Raw genomic sequence first — 19,517 nt, forward strand, 5'->3', positions numbered from 1 at the left:
TTCGGATTGATAAATGTTAATAATCAGTGTGGTTGAAGAAAAACTACACTGACTAAAGTTTCACTTTATACAAAGTGTAATGCAAAATTATGAAGAAATGTTGCAGATTATGAGGTGTCTGCATAATTTCTCCAGAATTGCTTGTTATCGTATAGTTGAAATACACATTTTAGGTAAAGGATATAGGCTCAGAACATAATGGACAGGGAGGCGATATAATGAAAAAAACAACTCAAGTCTTGAGTATGACAATAGTTGCTACACTCGGGCTCGCGGCGTGTGGACAAATGAGTACAGAGCAAAAAAAGAATGAACATACAAAGCATCAGAAGGATGAGAATCAAAAGGATATGAAAATGGATCATGGGGCGATGGGACCGAAAGAAATGAACGCAGGAGCATCTAGTGATTTGTTAACAACAAGTTTAAAAAATATCACAAGACTAAATACAAATGATCCTATGCAAATGGCAGTATTAACATCGCAAACAATTTGGCCAGCGACTCATAAAGAGAATCAGCCAGGAGCAGTTATTCTAGTACCATCTAACCAATGGCAAATTGGACTTGCTAGTGCTGATCTCATTCATCATCCAAATAATGGTCCTATTTTATTTATAAATAAAGAAAGTGTTCCTGAGGTGACGTTAAAAGAAATTAAACGGTTAAATCCACTCGGAACAAAAGATGGGACACAAATTATGGTAATGGGGGATGTAGAACCTTCTGCATTAGACCAATTGAAGGGATATAAAGTAAAACAAATAAAAGAAACTGATCCAGCAATTTTTGCAAAAGACGTTGATAAGGAATATGCCGATATAACAGGGAAGTACCCAAATAGCATTATTATCGGTTCATCTGAAGAAGAAGGACGTTTGTATACGACACCAGCTGTGAACTGGATTGCTCATATGCCTGAATCTCTTTTATATGTAGAAAAAGATAAAGTATCAGAAGCTACAATTGAAGCGTTAAAAGAAAGAAAAGGGAAAGCAAATATATATGTTTTAGGTCCAGAGAAAATTATTTCAAAAGAGGTAGAGAAAGAGCTAAGTAAGCATGGGAAAGTGACACGTATTAGTGGGGAAACGCCAACTGAGAACTCAATCGCGTTTGCTAAGTTTAAAGATGAGAAAACAAAATTTGGTTGGGGATTTACTAAACCAGGTCATGGTGTCTCATTTGTTTCAACGGAAACACCGGAATTAGTAATTGCTGGCGCACCGTTCTCGCATATGGGAAAACATGCCCCGGTTCTTTTATTAGATAAAGGGAATGTTTCACAGCCAATATATGATTTACTAGCAACAATTCAACCTAAGTTTAAAGATGATCCAACGCTAGGTCCATATAATCACGGTTTCTTATTGGGGAATATAGAGAATATTTCGTTTGAAACGCAAGGGATATTGGATGAAAAATTAGAGATTGTTCAGGAAAATGGCGGAGGGCACGGTGGACATTAAATGCGAAAGACGTTACGTGATGTAGCGTCTCTTTTGTTTGGGAAACTTTTTCATAGCAAAAAATCTAACATTCGTTATATAATGTCTCTCGTGCAGTCGGACCGATTTTCTTATGAAGAAAATCAAGAGAGAGAAGGAGAGGCGTGTTATTTTGTTACAAACATTAAAAAATGAATGGTTTTCTAACGTGAAAGGCGATGTATTATCAGGTATTGTTGTTGCGTTAGCATTGATTCCTGAAGCAATTGCTTTTTCTGTTATTGCAGGGGTAGATCCAATGGTTGGATTATATGCTGCGTTTTGTATTGCTGTGACGATTTCATTTGTTGGCGGAAGACCGGGGATGATTTCTGCTGCAACAGGTGCAATGGCACTGTTAATGGTTACACTTGTAAAGGATCATGGACTGCAGTATTTATTTGCTGCAACAATTTTAACTGGTGTTGTACAAATTATTTTTGGAGTGCTGAAGTTAAGCTCACTCATGAAATTTGTACCTCGTTCTGTAATGAGTGGTTTTGTAAATGCACTTGGAATTTTAATTTTTACAGCACAATTGCCACATTTTCAAGGGGTAGATTGGAAAATGTATGCGTTAGTTGCATTAGGATTAGCAATTATTTATTTGTTTCCACGTATTACAACTGCAGTACCTTCTACACTTGTCTCTATTATCGTTGTTACAAGTCTTGCGATTTTTAGTGGATTTCAATTACGTACAGTTGGTGATATGGGAAGTTTGCCGACAGAATTACCGTTCTTTAATATCCCAGATGTACCATTTACGTTAGAAACATTAGCAATTATTTTACCGTACTCTGTAATGCTAGCTGTTATTGGTTTACTGGAATCACTACTAACAGCATCTCTTTTGGATGACATGACAGATACGCCAAGTAGCAAGCATAAAGAGGCACGTGGACAAGGAATTGCAAATATTGTTGCAGGATTCTTTGGTGGAATGGCAGGGTGTGCAATGATTGGACAATCTGTGATTAACATTAAATCAGGTGGTCGTGGTCGATTATCAACATTTGTAGCCGGTGGATTTTTAATTGTATTGCTATTCGTTCTAGGTGATTATGTTGTTCATATTCCAATGGCAGCATTAGTTGCTGTCATGATTATGGTGGCCATCGGAACGTTTGATTGGAATTCTGTATTTACGCTTCATAAAGTTCCAAAAGGCGATGCGTTTGTCATGCTTATAACAGTTGCGATTGTTCTCATAACACACAATTTGGGTCTCGGTGTTATTATTGGTACAGTAATAAGTGCAGTTTTATTTGCAGTAAATATGGCAAAGATTCACGTGAAACATTCTCATATTGGTGAGAAAAAAGTATACGCTATTCATGGTCAACTGTTCTTTGCATCTGCGACAGAGTTTATAAATGCATTTCATTTTAAAGAGGATGTAAAAGAAATAGAAATTGATTTCACACATGCACATGTATGGGATGATTCAGCTGTAGCTGCAATTGATAAAGTTGCTATGAAGTATGAACAAAGTGGTGTGGGAGTTAATATAACAGGGTTAAATGAGCGTAGTTCGCAGCTTGTTGCGAATTTAATCACTTATAACAAGAATAACAATGTAGAGCAAACGGCTAAGTGAAGATGAATCCCCTTTTTGGAAGACCAGAAAGGGGATTTTTGTATTATAATACGAGTATGATGATGAAAGGGGCTTCAGCATATGTATAAGCAGATTATATTAGCGTGTGATGGTTCAGAACACTCATTACGTGCTGCAAAACATACCGCGTACATCGCTAAATTTAATAAAGAAACAAACGTTGAAGTTGTATATGTAGTAGATAATAAGACGGCAAAATCAGATATTATACAGGGACAGACGAATATAGAAACAATCTCAACTAGCCGAAAAGATAGATTAAAAGAAATAGAAGCGTTATTACAGCAAGAAGAAGTTTCTTATCAAATTACAATCTTACATGGTGATCCAGGAAATACCCTTGTTCAATACGTAAATACAGGAGACATTGATCTTGTAATAGCGGGAAGCAGGGGCTTAAATACATTGCAAGAAATGGTGCTTGGTAGTGTAAGTCATAAAATTGCAAAAAGAGTGAAATGTCCGGTGATGATAGTGAAGTAACAGACAGCAGAAATGTTGTCTGTTTTTAGTAGGAAGAAAACTTACAATTTTGTAAGATAGTTGTTAGCGAAATCGATGTTATAGAATTCCTTTCATTGATAAAATAAAAATATCAAATGAGCGAATGGGAGGATGAAAGAAATGAAAGGATTTCAAAGTTTATCATATAGTCAAGGAGTAAGTCTTGTTTGTTTAGCTGGTTTTGCTAGTTCGGTGATGTTGGCTGTTGCTGTAAAGGTGTTTCAGCACATGTTTTTATAGGATGGATTTTGTGAATGGAAGGGAATGATTTTTATATACTGCAAGAAAGAAACAGCATGTTTAAATAAAAAATAGCTCTTAGCATATATATCAATGCTAGGAGCTATTTTTATTTCTCTACTTCGCTTTTTTTCATTTGTTACGCTAATCTCCCCTCACTAAAAGTAAAACAATTTAAAGAGGGGAGAAAGAAATGTAGAAAAATTTCTTCTTAAGCTTGTTGTGATTTTTTCGATCCTGTATTTAAAGTAAGAGCAAGAAAGACGATTGCAAGCACACAAGATGCAAGTAGTAAAATGAACCCACCATCCCATCCGAAAGCATCTACAATAAAGCCCATAGCAGCACTAGCAAATGCTGCTCCGCCCAGATAACCAAAGAAACCTGTTAAACCAGCGGCTGTTCCAGCAGCCTTTTTCGGTGCTAAGTCAAGCGCATGTAAACCGATTAACATAACTGGTCCATAAATTAAAAATCCAATTGCTACAAGTGCGATACTATCAATGATTGGATGACCAGCTGGATTTAACCAGTAAACAAGAACGGCAATGAATACACCAACCATGAATAAAATGCCAGCAGGTGCACGGCGGCCCTTAAATAATTTATCACTCATCCACCCGCAAAGGAGCGTACCTGGAATACCGGCAAATTCGTACAGTGCGTATGCAGTACGTGAGCTATTATGTGTAAAGCTTTTTTCTTCTACTAAATAAGTTGGAGCCCAGTCTACAACGCCGTAGCGTACGAAATATACAAATACGTTAGCAATGGCGATGTACCATAAAAATTTGTTATTCAGTACATATGTGAATAAAATTTCTTTTACCGAAAGTTCACGCTCACGGTCTTTTACTTTTTCACCTGAAGGATATTCACCTTTATATTCTTCAATAGGTGGTAATCCACAAGATTGTGGTGTATCACGCATTACAATTAAAACGTAAATTCCAACTAAAATTGATAGAATACCCGGGAAGTAGAAAATACTTTGCCAGCTACCTGCAAATAAGAACAGTCCTAATGTTACGAGTGGACCCATAAGTCCACCGCCAACATTGTGGGCAACATTCCAAATGGACATCTTTGTACCACGTTCGCTAATAGAGAACCAGTGAACCATTGTACGACCACAAGGTGGCCAGCCCATACCTTGTACCCAACCATTTAAAAACTGAAAGACAAACATAAGTAAAATGCTCGTTGTAATAAAAGAGAACGAACCGAAAATAATATTGATGATACCAGATAAAAATAGTCCTGCTGCTAAGAAGTAGCGAGGGTTACAACGGTCGGATACAATCCCCATAATAAATTTACTTAGGCCATATGCAATAGATACGGCAGAAAGGATAACCCCAAGTTCTCCTTTACTAAAACCTTGTTCAACAAGATAAGGCATAGCCAGTGAAAAGTTTTTGCGAACAAGATAATAACCTGCATAGCCAATGAAAATGCCTAAAAACACTTGCAAACGCAGTTTGCGGTACTCACTGTCAACACGATCAGCAGGCAAGCGTTCTGTATGCGGCGCAGGTTTAAATAACTGAGTTAAAAACATTGCCTAAAATCCTCCTTTATTATTGAAAGCGTTTTATACCATGGAAAATAAAAAAGACCATGAAATATAGAAAGGTACTCTTTCCATGCTCCATAGTCGTATACTCTAATTCTCCATGACTTTCAATATTAACTTCGTCAAAAATTATACAACTTTGTGACAACTTTGTAAACGTTTTTATAAATAAAAGGTATTGACGAAATTAATTAGAGGAATTAATATTTAAATACATTAACTATTTTATTGTTTAAATAAGAGGTGGAAAACATGCCAAATGATATGACTCATATTGATAAAATTCAAGCTCTAACATTCTCTATAGGAAAGAAAATGCAAACAGAGCTACTAGAACAGTTACAAGCATCAGGACTTACACCACCGCAGTTTTATATTTTGAAGATTTTAGATCATTATGGTGCTTCAAGAGCGACAAAGCTGGCGAAAAAAATGTATGTGAAGCCAAGTGCAATTACAGTGATGATTGATCGTTTAATTGATCAAGAATGGGTGCTGCGCTATCATGACAAAGATGATCGCCGTGTTGTTATTATTGAGCTAACAAAGAAGGGGAAAGCTACATTAGAAGAAGCGATGGCTGCTCGTAATCAGCATATTGCAAAGTACTTCTCACAATTGGAATTACAGGAAAGAGAAGATTTATTACGCTTATTTGAAAAGTTAGAAGCCATTATTTGTGGGGCATCTGAGAAAAAAGAGAAAAACTAAATGGAATTGAGGAGATTACATGGAGCAACAAGAAAATCAAAATAGAAAGCTGCTGTTAATCGGTTTAGTAATTGCCATGTTATTTGCTGCATTAGACGGGACAATTGTTGGTACAGCAATGCCGCGCATCGTTGGTGATCTAGGCGGATTAAGTTTAATGACATGGTTAACAACAGCTTATATGTTAACATCAACGACAGTTGTACCGATTGCTGGTAAGTTAGCAGATTTATTAGGACGTCGTAACGTATATATCACAGGATTAATTATCTTTATGGTTGGTTCAGCTCTATGTGGTATGGCAAACGGTATGACAGAGTTAATTATTTTCCGTGGTATTCAAGGTCTTGGTGGCGGTATTATGATGCCAATGGCAATGATTATTATCGGGGATATGTTTACAGGGAAAGAACGTGCGAAATGGCAAGGTGTTTTTGGAGCGCTATATGGTCTCGCTTCTGTAATTGGACCACAAGTTGGTGGCTGGATTGTTGATGCTGTTAACTGGAGATGGGTTTTCTACATTAACTTACCAGTTGGGATTTTAGCGACAATCTTTATCGCAATGGGATTAAAAGCACATAAACAAACAGGTCCAATTAAAATTGATATCGCTGGTATTTTCACAATGATTCTCGGTGTTGTAAGTTTATTACTTGCATTAACATTTGGCGGGAAAGATTATGCGTGGGATTCTTGGCAGATTATTGGGTTGTTTGCGTTTGCTATTATTGGTATCGTGAGCTTTATTATTGTTGAAACAAAAGCAGAAGAACCAATTTTACCAATGCATTTCTTTAAAAATCGCACCTTTACTCTTTTAAATGCAATTGGCTTCTTTATGAGTATCGGAATGTTTGGAGCAATTATGTTTGTCCCATTCTTTATGCAAGGAATTGTGGGCGTAAGTGCTGCTGAATCGGGAACAATTATGACGCCAATGATGATTACGATGATTGTGATAAGTATTATTGGTGGACAGCTTGTATTAAAGGTTGGCGTGAAACCACAAATTATTACAGGTATGCTTATTATGGCTGGAGGATTTTGGCTGTTAACAACAATGGATATGCATACAACGAAGCTTGTCGCAACATCATATATGATGGTTATTGGTTTAGGTATGGGACTTGTAATGCCGACATTAACATTAGCATTGCAAGAAAGCTTTCCGAAAAAAGACCTTGGTGTTGTAACATCTTCCAGCCAATTCTTCCGTCAAATCGGGGGAACATTTGGAATCACGATTTTAGGTTCTATTATGAATAACACTTCAGGTACAACATTGACAAATAAATTAGTTCCTGTACTGAATACGTTTCCTGCAGAAGCTGGGCAAATAGTACAGAAATTTAAAGATATGATTCATACAGATCCACAAGGCTTATATTCGATGCTATTTAGTCCGGAAGCATTAAAACAAATGCCAGAGACAATTACAAACACAATCGTACCTATTTTAAAAACATCTTTAGTAGGTTCACTTCATACTGTATTTATGACGGGATTAGTCTTTATTGTAGTTGGGGCTGTGTTTACAATTTTCTTACAAAAAATCAAACTTTCTGATCGCAAAAAAGATGCAGAAGAGCCTGCTGTGAAAGAGGAAAAAGAAACAAACGTATCTTACTCATAATAAGAAAAAAGCATCACCTTACGGTGGTGCTTTTTTAGTAATGTATAACATACAATCTTTTTTAGTTAGAAATGATTGACGTATTTTTCTAAATACGTTATATTGTTTTGTGTAAACGGTTACAGAGAATGGAGAGGGAAGAGAATGAGTACGATTAAAGATGTAGCAAAATTAGCGGGAGTATCTGTTGCGACCGTTTCCAGAGTGTTAAATAAGAATGGATACGTTCATGAGGATACGTTAAAAAAAGTAGAACGAGCAATTGAACTGCTAGATTATAAGCCTAGTACAGTAGCACGTTCTTTGTATAATAAAAAATCTCGTTTAATTGGTTTGGTCGTTCCAAATATCGTAAATCCATTCTTTCCAGAAGTTGCTCGTGCCGTAGAAGATGTAGCACATAAACAAGGATATACAGTTGTACTTTGTAATTCTGATGAAAGTTTAGAAAAAGAGAAACAATATATCGATGTGCTCAGACAGAATAATGTAGACGGTTTTATTGTGGCGACAAATCCACAAAACAGTATGAATTACATGAACTTGTCTGTACCAATTGTTGCGATTGACCGCATGTTTAATGAGCGTATACCTACGGTGTATGCGGATAACTATGTAGGAAGTCAAGAAGCGACAAAGTTATTGTTAGAAAAAGGCTGCAAACACATTGCGCATATTCGTGGACCACGTGATGTTAGCACAGCAAATGAGCGTTTTGAAGGTTTTGTAGATGTTATTACACAATATGGGCTTCCTTATATGATTGCGGAGAGTACATTTAATCCCACTGATAGCGAGCGTGTGGCAAGGGAACTACTAGAAGAACATCCACATATTGATGGTATTGTTGCCGGAAATGATCTGATTGCAATTGGTGTAGTGAAAGCAGCATTACAGAAAGGGATTTCTATTCCAGGTGATTTGCAAATTATTGGATTTGATGGTATTTCTTTAACAGAAATGATGTACCCATCTCTTACAACAGTTGCGCAGCCTATTTATGAAATGGGGCGAATTGCAACAGAATTATTGCTAGAGCAAATGGAAGGGAATCAATTAGACACAGAACATTATCGTTTACCGATTGAAATTATAGAACGAAATACAACGAAGTAAGGAGATGAGATATATGCCAAATATTGCAGTAGTAGGCAGTATTTCAATGGATTTAGTCGCTGTTTCAAAAAAGCGACCAAAAGCAGGAGAAACAGTGATTGGGGAAGCGTTTCACACAGTTCCTGGAGGAAAAGGAGCTAATCAGGCTGTTGCCGCGGCTAGACTAGGTGCAAATGTAGCAATGGTTGGAGCTGTAGGAAATGATGATTATGGTAAAGTGGTTAGAAATAATTTAGAGAATGAGCGTATTTTTATTGATTATGTGGTACCGGTTACAGATGAGACGACAGGGATTGCTCATATTGTTTTAGCAGAAGAAGATAACAGTATCGTCGTTGTACAAGGTGCAAATCGTCTTGTGAATCAGCAAATTGTGGGTCGTGCAAAAAATCTTCTTGTAAAAGCTGATATGGTCATTCTTCAGTTGGAAATTCCGTTAGAAACAGTGGAATACGTTCTTGATATTTGTGTGGAACACAAAATTCCCGTTATGCTAAATCCAGCTCCGGCACAATTGTTGTCAGCTGGTATTTTGGAAAAGGCGACATACATTACACCGAATGAACACGAGTGCCGCATTGTATTAGATGATTTTACATCACCAATTGAAGAGTTGCTTGCGAAATATCCAAATAAGTTGCTGATGACAGAAGGTGACAAAGGGGTTCGCTTCCATAATGGTACAGAGATTGTTCATGTTCCAAGTATTTCTGTAGAAGTAGTGGATACGACAGGAGCTGGTGACACATTTAACGGTGCGTTAGCAGTAGCGCTTTCTGAAGGAGAAACATTGCAAAAGGCAATTCGTTTTGCAAACATCGCTGGTGGCCTTTCCGTAACGAAGCTTGGGGCACAAGGTGGTATGCCAACAAGGAAAAGATTACGAGAAGTACAGGTGATTGTCGGATGAAGAAACATGGTGTATTAAATAGTGAAATCGCAGCAGTACTTGCTTCACTTGGGCATACGGATACAATTGTCATTGCCGATTGTGGTTTGCCAATTCCAGATGGAGTGAAACGAATTGATTTAGCACTAGAACTTGGGAAACCGTCTTTTTTAGATGTATTACAAGTTGTGATAGCAGATATGGCAATTGAAAAATTAACATTAGCAGAAGAAATCAATACGTATAACATAGAGGTAATTAAAGAAATAGAGTTGTGCTTGAAAGAAGTTGCTTTTGAATATGTATCTCATGAAGAGTTTAAAGAGCGTACAAAAATGGCGAAAGTAATCATTCGCACGGGAGAAGCAACGCCATATGCGAATATCATTTTACACGCAGGCGTGATTTTTTAATAAAGGGATGTGGTGAGAATGCGTATTGAAATGAAAAATATTTCAAAGGCGTTCAATGGCAATCCTGTTTTGAAAAACGCACAGTTTTGTATTGAAACAGGAGAAGTCCATGCATTAATGGGGGAAAATGGAGCGGGCAAATCGACGCTCATGAAAATTTTAACAGGTGTGTATACGAAAGATGGTGGTCAAGTCACCATTGATGGACAAGAACAAACTTTTAAAAATGCGAAAGAAGCAGAAGAGTACGGGATTGCTTTTATCCATCAAGAATTGAACATACTGCCAAATTTAACAGTTGCTGAAAATATGTTTCTTGGAAAAGAACTGATGTATGGGAAAACAGGTATCCTGCGTACTCGCCAAATGAATGCTACCGCGCAGCAACAATTAGCAAATCTAGGGCTCCATGTAAAAGGAGCTATGCTCGCGGGAGAGCTATCGGTTGGGCAACAGCAAATTATTGAGATAGGTAAAGCTTTAATGACAAATGCGAGCGTTATCATTATGGATGAGCCTACAGCAGCGTTAACTGATCGGGAAATTGAAACGCTCTTTACGGTTATTAACAAATTACGTAAAGAAGGAGTATCATTTGTTTATATTTCACACCGTATGGAAGAAATCTTTTCAATCTGTGATGCTATTACCATTTTACGTGATGGTGAATATGTCGGAACGAGGTTAATTCCTGAAACGTCATTTGATGAAGTAGTAAGTATGATGGTTGGTCGTAGTATTGGTGAACGTTATCCAGAGCGAAATGCGAAAATTGGTGAAGTTATTTTTGAAATGCGAAACGGAACGAAGAAGGGGAAGTTTGAAAATATTTCGTTTCAAGTTAGAAAAGGTGAAATTCTTGGTGTCGCTGGATTAATGGGAGCCGGTCGCACAGATATTATGAAAGCGATTTTTGGATATGAACCGCTAGATTCAGGGCAAATATTTATAAATGGACGCGAGGTAAAGATTGATAGTCCAATTGATGCAATACGGCAACGAATTGCTTTTATCACTGAGGATAGAAAATCAGAAGGGCTTGTATTAGATTTTTCTATTCGTGAAAATTTAGCATTGCCAAACTTAGAAAGTCTTTCAAAAGGTAGTGTAATGGATAAAGGAACGGAAGAGCAGTTTACAGCTGATATGATGAAGCTTCTTAATGTAAAAGCGGCAAATGGAGAACAAGCAGTCAAATCACTTTCTGGTGGGAACCAGCAAAAGATTGTGATTGCAAAATGGCTTGGGATCCATCCGCAGCTATTAATTTTAGATGAGCCAACAAGGGGCGTAGATGTTGGTGCGAAAAAAGAAATCTATTCTATTATGAACAAGCTCACAAATCAAGGGGATGCCGTTATAATGGTTTCATCTGAACTACCTGAAGTATTAGGGATGAGCGATCGTATTCTTGTTATTCATGAAGGAAAAGTGGGCGGTATCTTAGAAAAAGATGAAGCAACGCAAGAGTCCATTATGGCATTAGCTACAGGGGGAGAATAAGTTATGGCTAAAAAGGGGAATGTATTGCAACAACTGGGTTCTTTAATTGGATTGGTGCTAATTATTGTAGTCATTACAGCATTAAATCCATCGTTTATTGAAATTCCAAATTTATTTAATATCTTGCGCCAAGTATCGATTAATGCACTTATTGCATTTGGAATGACCTTCGTTATTTTAACAGGGGGTATTGACTTATCGGTAGGTTCTATTTTAGCATTATCAAGTGCACTTGTTGCTGGAATGATGGCAAGTGGCATGGATCCGTTCCTTGCAATGGCTGTTGGATTACTTGCAGGTCTTGTAATGGGAATTGTAAACGGTATCATCATTGCGAAAGGAAAAGTAGCACCATTTATTGCGACATTAGCAACAATGACTATTTTTCGCGGGCTTACGCTTGTTTACATGGACGGACGTCCGATCACTGGCCTTGGTGATCACTTAATGTTTCAAATGTTCGGCCGTGGTTACTTCCTTGGTATTCCTGTACCAGCTGTAACGATGATGATTGCTTTTGCTGCATTGTACTTTATTTTAAAGAAAACAACGTTTGGTCGCCGTACTTTTGCAATTGGTGGAAATGAAGAAGCAGCGGCACTATCAGGTATTAATGTAACGAGAATAAAAGTAATGATTTATGGTCTTTCCGGAATTTTGGCAGCGCTTGCAGGTATTGTATTAACATCACGTTTAGATTCTGCACAGCCAACTGCCGGTTCTTCTTACGAATTAGATGCAATTGCTGCGGTTGTGTTAGGAGGAACAAGTCTTTCTGGCGGAAGAGGTTGGATTGTTGGTACATTCATTGGCGTACTCATTATCGGTGTGTTAAATAATGGCCTAAATTTATTAGGAGTATCTTCTTTCTTCCAACAAGTTGTAAAAGGGCTTGTTATCTTACTTGCTGTATTAATTGATCGTCGAAAAGAAGCATAATGGAGGGGACATTATATGAAAAAATGGTTGCTTATACTCGTTGCGTTTATCATGGTAATCACTGTTGGTTGTTCAATGGAACCACCGGAATGGGCAAAGGATTCTAGCGATAAAGGTCGAAATAAAACTATTAAAGTTGGGTTTTCTGTGTCCACTTTAAATAATCCATTTTTCGTCACGTTGAAAAAAGGTGCAGAAAAGAAAGCAAAAGATAGTGGCATTGAATTAATTGCCGTCGATGCACAAAATGATGCAGCAAAGCAAACAAACGATGTCGAAGATTTAATTCAAAAAGGCGTTGATGTAGTTGTTATTAACCCAACAGATTCAGATGCTGTTGCCTCAGCAGTAAGTGCAGCAAATGCGGCAAATATTCCTGTTATTACAGTAGACCGTGTTGCGAATTCAGGGAAAGTCGTTTCTCATATTGCTTCAGATAATGTAGAGGGTGGAAAAATGGCAGGTGAATACATTCGTGAACTTGTTGGAGAAGGAATGAATGTTGCTGAGCTAGAAGGAATTCCAGGATCTTCTGCTGCTCGCGAGCGTGGGAAAGGATTCCATAAAATCGCTGACAAAGGGTTAAAAATCGCTGCCAAGCAAGCAGCCGATTTTGATCGTGCTAAAGGCTTATCGGTTATGGAAAATATTTTGCAAGCAAATGGTGAAATAAAAGCAGTATTTGCTCATAACGATGAAATGGCATTAGGTGCACTTGAAGCGTTAAAATCTGCTGGGAAAACAGATGTGATTGTTGTTGGATTTGATGCAACAGACGACGCTGTGAAAGCGGTTAATGATGGGCGTATGACAGCAACTGTTGCACAAAAACCAGAATTAATCGGAGAGAAGGCGATGGAAACAGCAAAACAAGTGAACCAAGGTAAAAAAGTGGAAAAATTCATTCCGATTGAATTAGAGCTTATTAAGAAAAAATAAAATATAAATTTACATTTAGAAAGGGAGAAAAACAAATGAAATTCTTTATTGATACAGCAAACGTTAACGAAATTAAAGAGGCAAATGAATTAGGTATATTAGCAGGAGTAACAACAAATCCATCACTTGTAGCAAAAGAAGGCGTAGATTTTCACGAGCGTATTCGTGAAATTTGCAGTGTTGTAGAAGGACCTGTAAGTGCAGAAGTAATTAGCTTAGAAGCAGATAAGATGATTGAAGAAGGAAAAGAATTAGCAAAAATCGCTCCAAACGTTGTTGTAAAGGTACCAATGACAAAAGAAGGCTTAAAAGCAGTAAAAGCATTCTCAGATTTAGGAATTCGTACGAACGTTACATTAGTATTCTCTGCAGTACAAGCATTACTTGCAGCTCGCGCTGGTGCAACATATGTATCTCCATTCTTAGGACGTTTAGATGATATCGGTCATAATGGTATGGACTTAATTCGCCAAATTGCTGACATCTTTGCAATTCATGGTATCGAAACAGAAATTATTGCAGCATCTGTACGTCATAGTGTTCACGTAACTGAAGCAGCGTTAAACGGTGCGCATATTGCAACAATCCCAGCGAATGTAATTGGTGCATTAGTGAAACATCCATTAACAGACCAAGGAATTGAGAAGTTCTTAGCGGACTGGGAGAAAACACAAGAGAAATAAATAAATAAATAAATAAATAAATAAATAAATCCTAGGGTTAACATTATGTTAATTCTAGGGTTTTTTTATTTGGAAAACAATGAATAAAAGAATTTTCATGCAATTATGCATATTGCCTTTTAAATTTTCTATCTAAGTTATTTAATATGTAATACATAATTCTTTTTTGAGTTTTTTTGACATGAGATGAATAACCAGTACGGAGTCTGACCAGAAGACTGGAGGGCATGATTCTATAAAGGGATAATCATTATTTCATCGCTTATAGAACTATGTCTTTTTTCTAGTTTATATAGAGGGGGAGGACAAGAGAACTGCTGTTTCACGGCCATGTTATGGAACTTATATATTTTTATGTATCCCGTATAATTAATTATCTGAATTTTAAGTTTTAGTAAAAGTGATAAGGGAGGAACTAGCAATGAAAAGAAAAACACCATTTAAAGTGCTTTCATCTTTGGTAATCACAACAATGCTTGGTTGCACATTTGCAATTGGTACATCATCAGCTTATGCGGAAACACCATCTGAATCAAAAGGGGATTTTTCAAAAACGCTAATTGATAATAATTTAATTCAAGAAGAGCGCTTGGCCGAAGCTTTAAAAGAACGTGGAACAATTGATTCATCCGCATCCAAAGAAGAGACACAAAAGGCTGTAGAGAAATATATTGAAAAAAAGAAAGGGGATCAGCCAAATAAAGAAATTCTTCCAGGTGATCCTGCTAAAGAAGCGTCTGATTTTGTGAAAAAAGTAAAAGAAAAAAAGATGGAAGAAAAGGAAACTGTGAAGAAATCTGTACAAGATGCTAACGCAGAACAAGCAACTTTACCAAAGCAAAAACAGTTAAATGGAAAAGTACCAACTTCTCCAGCAAAGCAAGCGCCATATAACGGAGCTGTTCGAACAGATAAAGTACTTGTACTGCTTGTTGAGTTTAGTGATTATAAACATAATAATATCGAACAAACACCTGGTTATATGTATTCGAAAGATTTTAGTAGAGAACATTATCAAAAAATGTTATTTGGTAATGAACCATTTACATTGTTTGATGGTTCACAAGTAAAAACATTTAAAAAGTATTATGAGGAACAGTCTGGTGGGAGTTATACGACGGATGGATATGTAACAGAATGGCTAACTGTTCCTGGGAAAGCAGCAGATTACGGAGCTGATGGTAAGACTGGTCATGATAATAAAGGGCCAAAAGGGGCGCGTGATCTTGTGAAAGAAGCATTAAAAGCAGCAGCTGAGAAAGGATTAGATTTATCTCAGTTTGACCAGTTTGATCGCTATGATACAAATGGAGATGGTAATCAAAATGAGTCAGACGGTGTAATTGATCATTTAATGGTCATTCATGCTGGGGTTGGTCAAGAAGCTGGTGGAGGTAAATTAGGAGACGATGCTATTTGGTCACATCGTTCTAAATTAGCAAAAGACCCAGTTGCAATTGAAGGGACAAAATCAAAAGTTTCATATTGGGATGGAAAAGTGGCGGCACATGATTACACAATTGAGCCTGAAGATGGTGCAGTTGGTGTGTTTGCTCATGAATTTGGTCATGACCTTGGATTGCCAGATGAATATGATACGAACTACACAGGGAAGGGATCACCTGTTGAAGCTTGGTCATTAATGAGTGGTGGTAGCTGGACAGGAAGAATCGCAGGTACAGAGCCAACAAGTTTTTCACCGCAAAATAAAGATTTCTTACAAAAAAATATGGATGGGAACTGGGCAAATATTGTAGAAATAGATTACGATAAAATAAAACGTGGTGTAGGTTTCCCTACATATATTGATCAGAGTGTTACAAAATCGAGTCGTCCAGGTCTCGTACGTGTAAATTTACCTGAAAAAAGTATCGAAACCATTAAACCAGCGTCTGGAAAACAAGCATACTATAGTACAAGAGGCGATGATCTCCATACAACATTAGAAACACCATTATTTGATTTAACAAAGGCAACAAACGCGAAATATGCTTATAAAGCAAATTATGAACTTGAAGCAGAATGTGATTTTGTAGAAGTGCACGCTGTGACAGAAGATGGAACAAAAACATTAATTGATACATTAGGTGATAAAGTAATAAAAGGTGATCAAGATACAACAGAAGGAAAATGGATTGATAAATCATATGATTTAAGTCAATTTAAAGGAAAGAAAGTGAAATTGCAATTTGAATATATTACAGACCCTGCCGTGGCGTATAAAGGATTTGCGATGGATGATGTGAATGTTACAGTCGATGGCAAAATAGTGTTCTCAGATGATGCAGAAGGCCAAGGGGAAATGAAATTAAATGGTTTTGTTGTTTCTGATGGAACAGAAAAGAAACCACATTATTATTACTTAGAGTGGAGAAACTACGCTGGCTCAGATAATGGTTTAAAAGCAGGTAGAGGTCCAGCTTATAATACAGGTCTTGTTGTCTGGTATGCTGATGATAGCTTTAAAGATAATTGGGTTGGTCAGCACCCTGGTGAAGGATTCCTTGGTGTTGTTGACTCCCATCCAGAAGCAGTTGCTGGAACTTTAAATGGAAAACCAGTATTCGGAAACACAGGTTATCAAATTGCGGATGCAGCATTTTCATTTGATCAAACACCGGCTTGGAGTGTAAATTCATTTACACGTGGTCAATTTAATTACCCAGGTTTACAAGGTGTTACAACATTTGATGATTCTAAAGTATATAGTAATACTCAAATTCCTGATGCGGGACGTAAAGTTCCACAATTAGGACTGAAATTCCAAGTTGTCGGACAAGCAGATGATAAATCGGCAGGAGCTGTTTGGGTTCGCCGTTAATAGATTAGTAGTAAAAAATAAAAAGCACGTGCTACATATGTAGCACGTGCTTTTTATTTTTTATACATTAAGTTATTAATTTACTTTGTGTAATGCATGGTTTTCTTATTTATAGTGTATCAAATGGTGTAAGGAAAAGAAATATTTCCAAGGAAATTGTCGATATATTGTCGGTGTGTGTAAACTTTTTATTTGAAATTAGTTAGGGAATATTGCTTTTATATGTAAGATTATTTACATTTCTAATTAGAAGCATAAATCAAATGCTTGTTTGAAAAAATACATACAAAGAGAGAATTATTACATCAAAGGAGTGGAAGCAACATGTATGAAAGAGAACCAGCGGGGTTTTGGAGGAGATTTTTAGCTTGTATTGTTGATGGATTAGTATTTGTTCCTGTTTATATTATTTTAGCGATTCTAAAAGTATCGGATTCCAATACGGAAACGACAGTAAATATTTTAAACTTTTTATATTTCCTCATTGTGCCTGCTGTTTGGATGGGGTTTACAGTAGGGAAAAAGGTATTAGGAGCTCAAATTACTCGTTTAGATGGAAATAAGGTAACAATTTGGACTACATGTAAACGTTATGTGTTAGGTGGAATTGTATATACGCTTACATTAGGAATTGGCATTATTGTAAGTGCCTTTATGGTTGGGTTACGTGAGGATAAAAGGGCAATTCATGATTTCATTGCTGGAACACAAGTAATAGATGTATCGGATGAGTAGAATAGGGATACTAAAAAGAGTTCTATTTGATAGGACTCTTTTTAGTAAATAGAAAGGGGGAATTGAAAATGAAAGAAATGATTGTATGTCCGCAATGTACAGGTAATATTACTCTGGAGAATATTATGATATTCCACATTCGTTTGCAATAAGATACCCTCATTGTAAGGTAAAGTTAAAAGAAACGAATGTAACACCATTTTTAATGGGCATAGGGATTGTTATTATTCCACTCTTTATCTTTATTGGTGCGAGTATAAAAGAGTTATTAGTTAATTATTTTTCTATCATAGAGCATGTACCAACCGTACTTATTTTCTTTATGTTTTGTTATCCGTTGTATTATTTATATGAAAAGTACAATGCAATGTGGATTATTAAGAGAGGGAAATTGAAGGTGAAATTTTGAGAGGGACGTTACAATAAGGTGCGTTCTTATCTGCAAAGTGGTATTCGGGTACGGTTATTAATAAAAAGTAAAAAGGAACAAGAGAGATTTCTAAGGTTATTGAATAAAAATAGGAAGTAATGAGCTTATAAAATATAAAAAAATACACTTTTGAAAAAGATAAAAGAATGAAACTACCACTTTACTTATATATGAATACATATATTTCAAGGTTTTACTAATTTTGAGTTTTAAAAAATAATTATTAAAGAAAAACAAAATTATATATTGATTTTGTTTTTTATTTTGAGTAAAATTCAAAAGAATTAATAAGGATAGTAGTAGTTTAGTAGCTTGATTTAAATAAGTTTTAAAGAGAGCAAATGTAATGTCTAGTAGATTTAGAGTGTAGGGAATATTTAAAAATTTGTATGTAAAGGGAGAGTAAAGTAAGTGACAACATTGAGAAATTTATCAGCTTTTGTAAAGGGTAGTATTGTTTTATTATGTTTAGCATGTATGTATTTTGTTATACCAACTGCACATGCAAGTGCGGAGACAGTTAAAATTTACCTTGATCCAGGTCATGGTGGAACGGATACAGGAGCTATTGGAAATGGTTTGCGAGAAAAGGATTTAACATTAGATATCGCATTGCGTATTCGTAACATTTTAAATGCAGAGTATACGGGTCATGAAATTAGAATGAGTCGTACAAGTGATGTGTATCCTACGCTAACACAGCGAACAACCGATGCAAATAATTGGGGAGCGAATTTCTTCTTATCTGTACATATTAATAGTGGTGGTGGCTCTGGTTATGAAGATTATAGTTATCCAAATGCAGGAGCACCAACTACGACTTATCAAAATTTAATTCATCAAGAAATAATGAAGACAATTGATTTTGATGATAGAGGAATAAAGACAAATAACTTCCATGTGTTAAGAGAGACAAATATGCCAGCAGTATTAACTGAAAATGGGTTTATTGATCAGGTAGAAGACGCTCAAAAATTAGGTAATGCAACATTTAGAGAACAACTTGCAAGAGGACATGTAAACGGTTTAGTGAAAGCCTTTGGTTTACAAAAGAAAACGTTCCTAATTCGTGTAAAACCAGTAGAGTTATATTATTATAATCAACCTGATTGGAATGCAAGAGCTGGTACTGTGAAAAAAGGTGATGTATTCACTGTTGTGGAAACGTTAACCGTAAATGGTGCAAAAATGTATAAGCTAAAATCAGGAAACTATATAACTGCTAATCCTTCATATGTTGAGGTTGTACAGTAAAGGTTCGATTTGAAAAAGAC

General features: G+C 36.4%; 17 protein-coding genes and 1 pseudogene. 17 read left to right on the forward strand and 1 reads right to left on the reverse strand.

Annotated features, from left to right (window positions below):
• Positions 1-218: 218 nt before the first annotated feature.
• The 4 genes from AZF08_RS08180 (at position 219) to AZF08_RS08195 (ending at position 3,852) form a co-directional block, all read left to right on the forward strand.
• Positions 219-1,469 (forward strand): cell wall-binding repeat-containing protein, encoded by a 1,251-nt coding sequence (locus AZF08_RS08180; protein WP_033675156.1) that lies wholly within the window; start codon positions 219-221, stop codon positions 1,467-1,469.
• Positions 1,470-1,620: 151 nt separating this feature from the next.
• Positions 1,621-3,087 carry a SulP family inorganic anion transporter gene (locus AZF08_RS08185; RefSeq protein WP_033675155.1) on the forward strand — a complete coding sequence of 489 codons (1,467 nt, stop codon included), beginning with the start codon at positions 1,621-1,623 and terminating at the stop codon, positions 3,085-3,087.
• A gap of 81 nt (positions 3,088-3,168) precedes the next feature.
• On the forward strand, positions 3,169-3,591 hold the full coding sequence (locus tag AZF08_RS08190; protein ID WP_033675153.1) for a universal stress protein: 423 nt from the start codon (positions 3,169-3,171) through the stop codon (positions 3,589-3,591).
• 141 nt (positions 3,592-3,732) lie between these two features.
• Positions 3,733-3,852: a DUF4027 family protein gene (locus AZF08_RS08195; RefSeq protein ID WP_063177256.1), complete on the forward strand. Its 120-nt coding sequence runs from the start codon at positions 3,733-3,735 to the stop codon at positions 3,850-3,852.
• A 211-nt stretch (positions 3,853-4,063) separates the two neighbouring features.
• On the opposite strand, the gene glpT is transcribed toward AZF08_RS08195, so the two are convergent.
• On the reverse strand, positions 4,064-5,413 hold the full coding sequence (glpT, locus tag AZF08_RS08200) for a glycerol-3-phosphate transporter (RefSeq protein ID WP_033675152.1): 1,350 nt from the start codon (positions 5,411-5,413) through the stop codon (positions 4,064-4,066).
• A 267-nt stretch (positions 5,414-5,680) separates the two neighbouring features.
• Here glpT and AZF08_RS08205 point away from each other — a divergent pair, with 267 nt between their 5' ends.
• The 13 genes and pseudogenes from AZF08_RS08205 (at position 5,681) to AZF08_RS08260 (ending at position 19,497) form a co-directional block, all read left to right on the forward strand.
• A complete protein-coding gene (locus tag AZF08_RS08205) occupies positions 5,681-6,139 on the forward strand; it encodes a MarR family winged helix-turn-helix transcriptional regulator (RefSeq protein ID WP_033675151.1) in 459 nt (152 codons plus the stop codon).
• Between the two features lie 19 nt (positions 6,140-6,158).
• Positions 6,159-7,775, forward strand: coding sequence for an MDR family MFS transporter (locus AZF08_RS08210; protein WP_033675150.1), 1,617 nt, complete (start codon positions 6,159-6,161; stop codon positions 7,773-7,775).
• Positions 7,776-7,877: 102 nt separating this feature from the next.
• Complete coding sequence (locus tag AZF08_RS08215; protein WP_265182907.1) at positions 7,878-8,891, forward strand: LacI family DNA-binding transcriptional regulator; 1,014 nt, start codon at positions 7,878-7,880, stop codon at positions 8,889-8,891.
• Positions 8,892-8,904: 13 nt separating this feature from the next.
• Positions 8,905-9,801, forward strand: a complete 897-nt coding sequence (gene rbsK, locus AZF08_RS08220; RefSeq protein ID WP_033675148.1) for a ribokinase — start codon at positions 8,905-8,907, stop codon at positions 9,799-9,801.
• Positions 9,798-10,193 (forward strand): D-ribose pyranase, encoded by a 396-nt coding sequence (rbsD, locus tag AZF08_RS08225; protein WP_033675147.1) that lies wholly within the window; start codon positions 9,798-9,800, stop codon positions 10,191-10,193. Before rbsK ends, rbsD begins: the two co-directional genes overlap by 4 nt.
• Before the next feature lie 18 nt (positions 10,194-10,211).
• A complete protein-coding gene (rbsA, locus tag AZF08_RS08230) occupies positions 10,212-11,696 on the forward strand; it encodes a ribose ABC transporter ATP-binding protein RbsA (RefSeq protein ID WP_033675146.1) in 1,485 nt (494 codons plus the stop codon).
• A 3-nt stretch (positions 11,697-11,699) separates the two neighbouring features.
• The gene (locus AZF08_RS08235) at positions 11,700-12,635 is read left to right on the forward strand and encodes an ABC transporter permease subunit (protein WP_033675144.1); all 936 of its coding nucleotides are present in this window, start codon (positions 11,700-11,702) and stop codon (positions 12,633-12,635) included.
• A 15-nt stretch (positions 12,636-12,650) separates the two neighbouring features.
• Positions 12,651-13,574: a ribose ABC transporter substrate-binding protein RbsB gene (gene rbsB, locus AZF08_RS08240; RefSeq protein WP_033675143.1), complete on the forward strand. Its 924-nt coding sequence runs from the start codon at positions 12,651-12,653 to the stop codon at positions 13,572-13,574.
• Positions 13,575-13,609: 35 nt separating this feature from the next.
• A complete protein-coding gene (gene fsa, locus AZF08_RS08245; RefSeq protein WP_033675142.1) occupies positions 13,610-14,257 on the forward strand; it encodes a fructose-6-phosphate aldolase in 648 nt (215 codons plus the stop codon).
• A gap of 421 nt (positions 14,258-14,678) precedes the next feature.
• A complete protein-coding gene (locus AZF08_RS08250; protein ID WP_033675141.1) occupies positions 14,679-17,078 on the forward strand; it encodes an immune inhibitor A in 2,400 nt (799 codons plus the stop codon).
• Positions 17,079-17,402: 324 nt separating this feature from the next.
• Positions 17,403-17,813: an RDD family protein gene (locus AZF08_RS08255; RefSeq protein WP_033675140.1), complete on the forward strand. Its 411-nt coding sequence runs from the start codon at positions 17,403-17,405 to the stop codon at positions 17,811-17,813.
• Positions 17,814-17,881: 68 nt separating this feature from the next.
• A pseudogene (locus tag AZF08_RS31170) lies at positions 17,882-18,222 on the forward strand (hypothetical protein).
• 432 nt (positions 18,223-18,654) lie between these two features.
• Positions 18,655-19,497: an N-acetylmuramoyl-L-alanine amidase gene (locus AZF08_RS08260; RefSeq protein WP_051725791.1), complete on the forward strand. Its 843-nt coding sequence runs from the start codon at positions 18,655-18,657 to the stop codon at positions 19,495-19,497.
• Positions 19,498-19,517: the final 20 nt, after the last annotated feature.

Origin of the sequence: Bacillus gaemokensis (assembly GCF_001590835.1) — a bacterium.
Classification (GTDB): Bacteria; Bacillota; Bacilli; order Bacillales; family Bacillaceae_G; genus Bacillus_A; species Bacillus_A gaemokensis.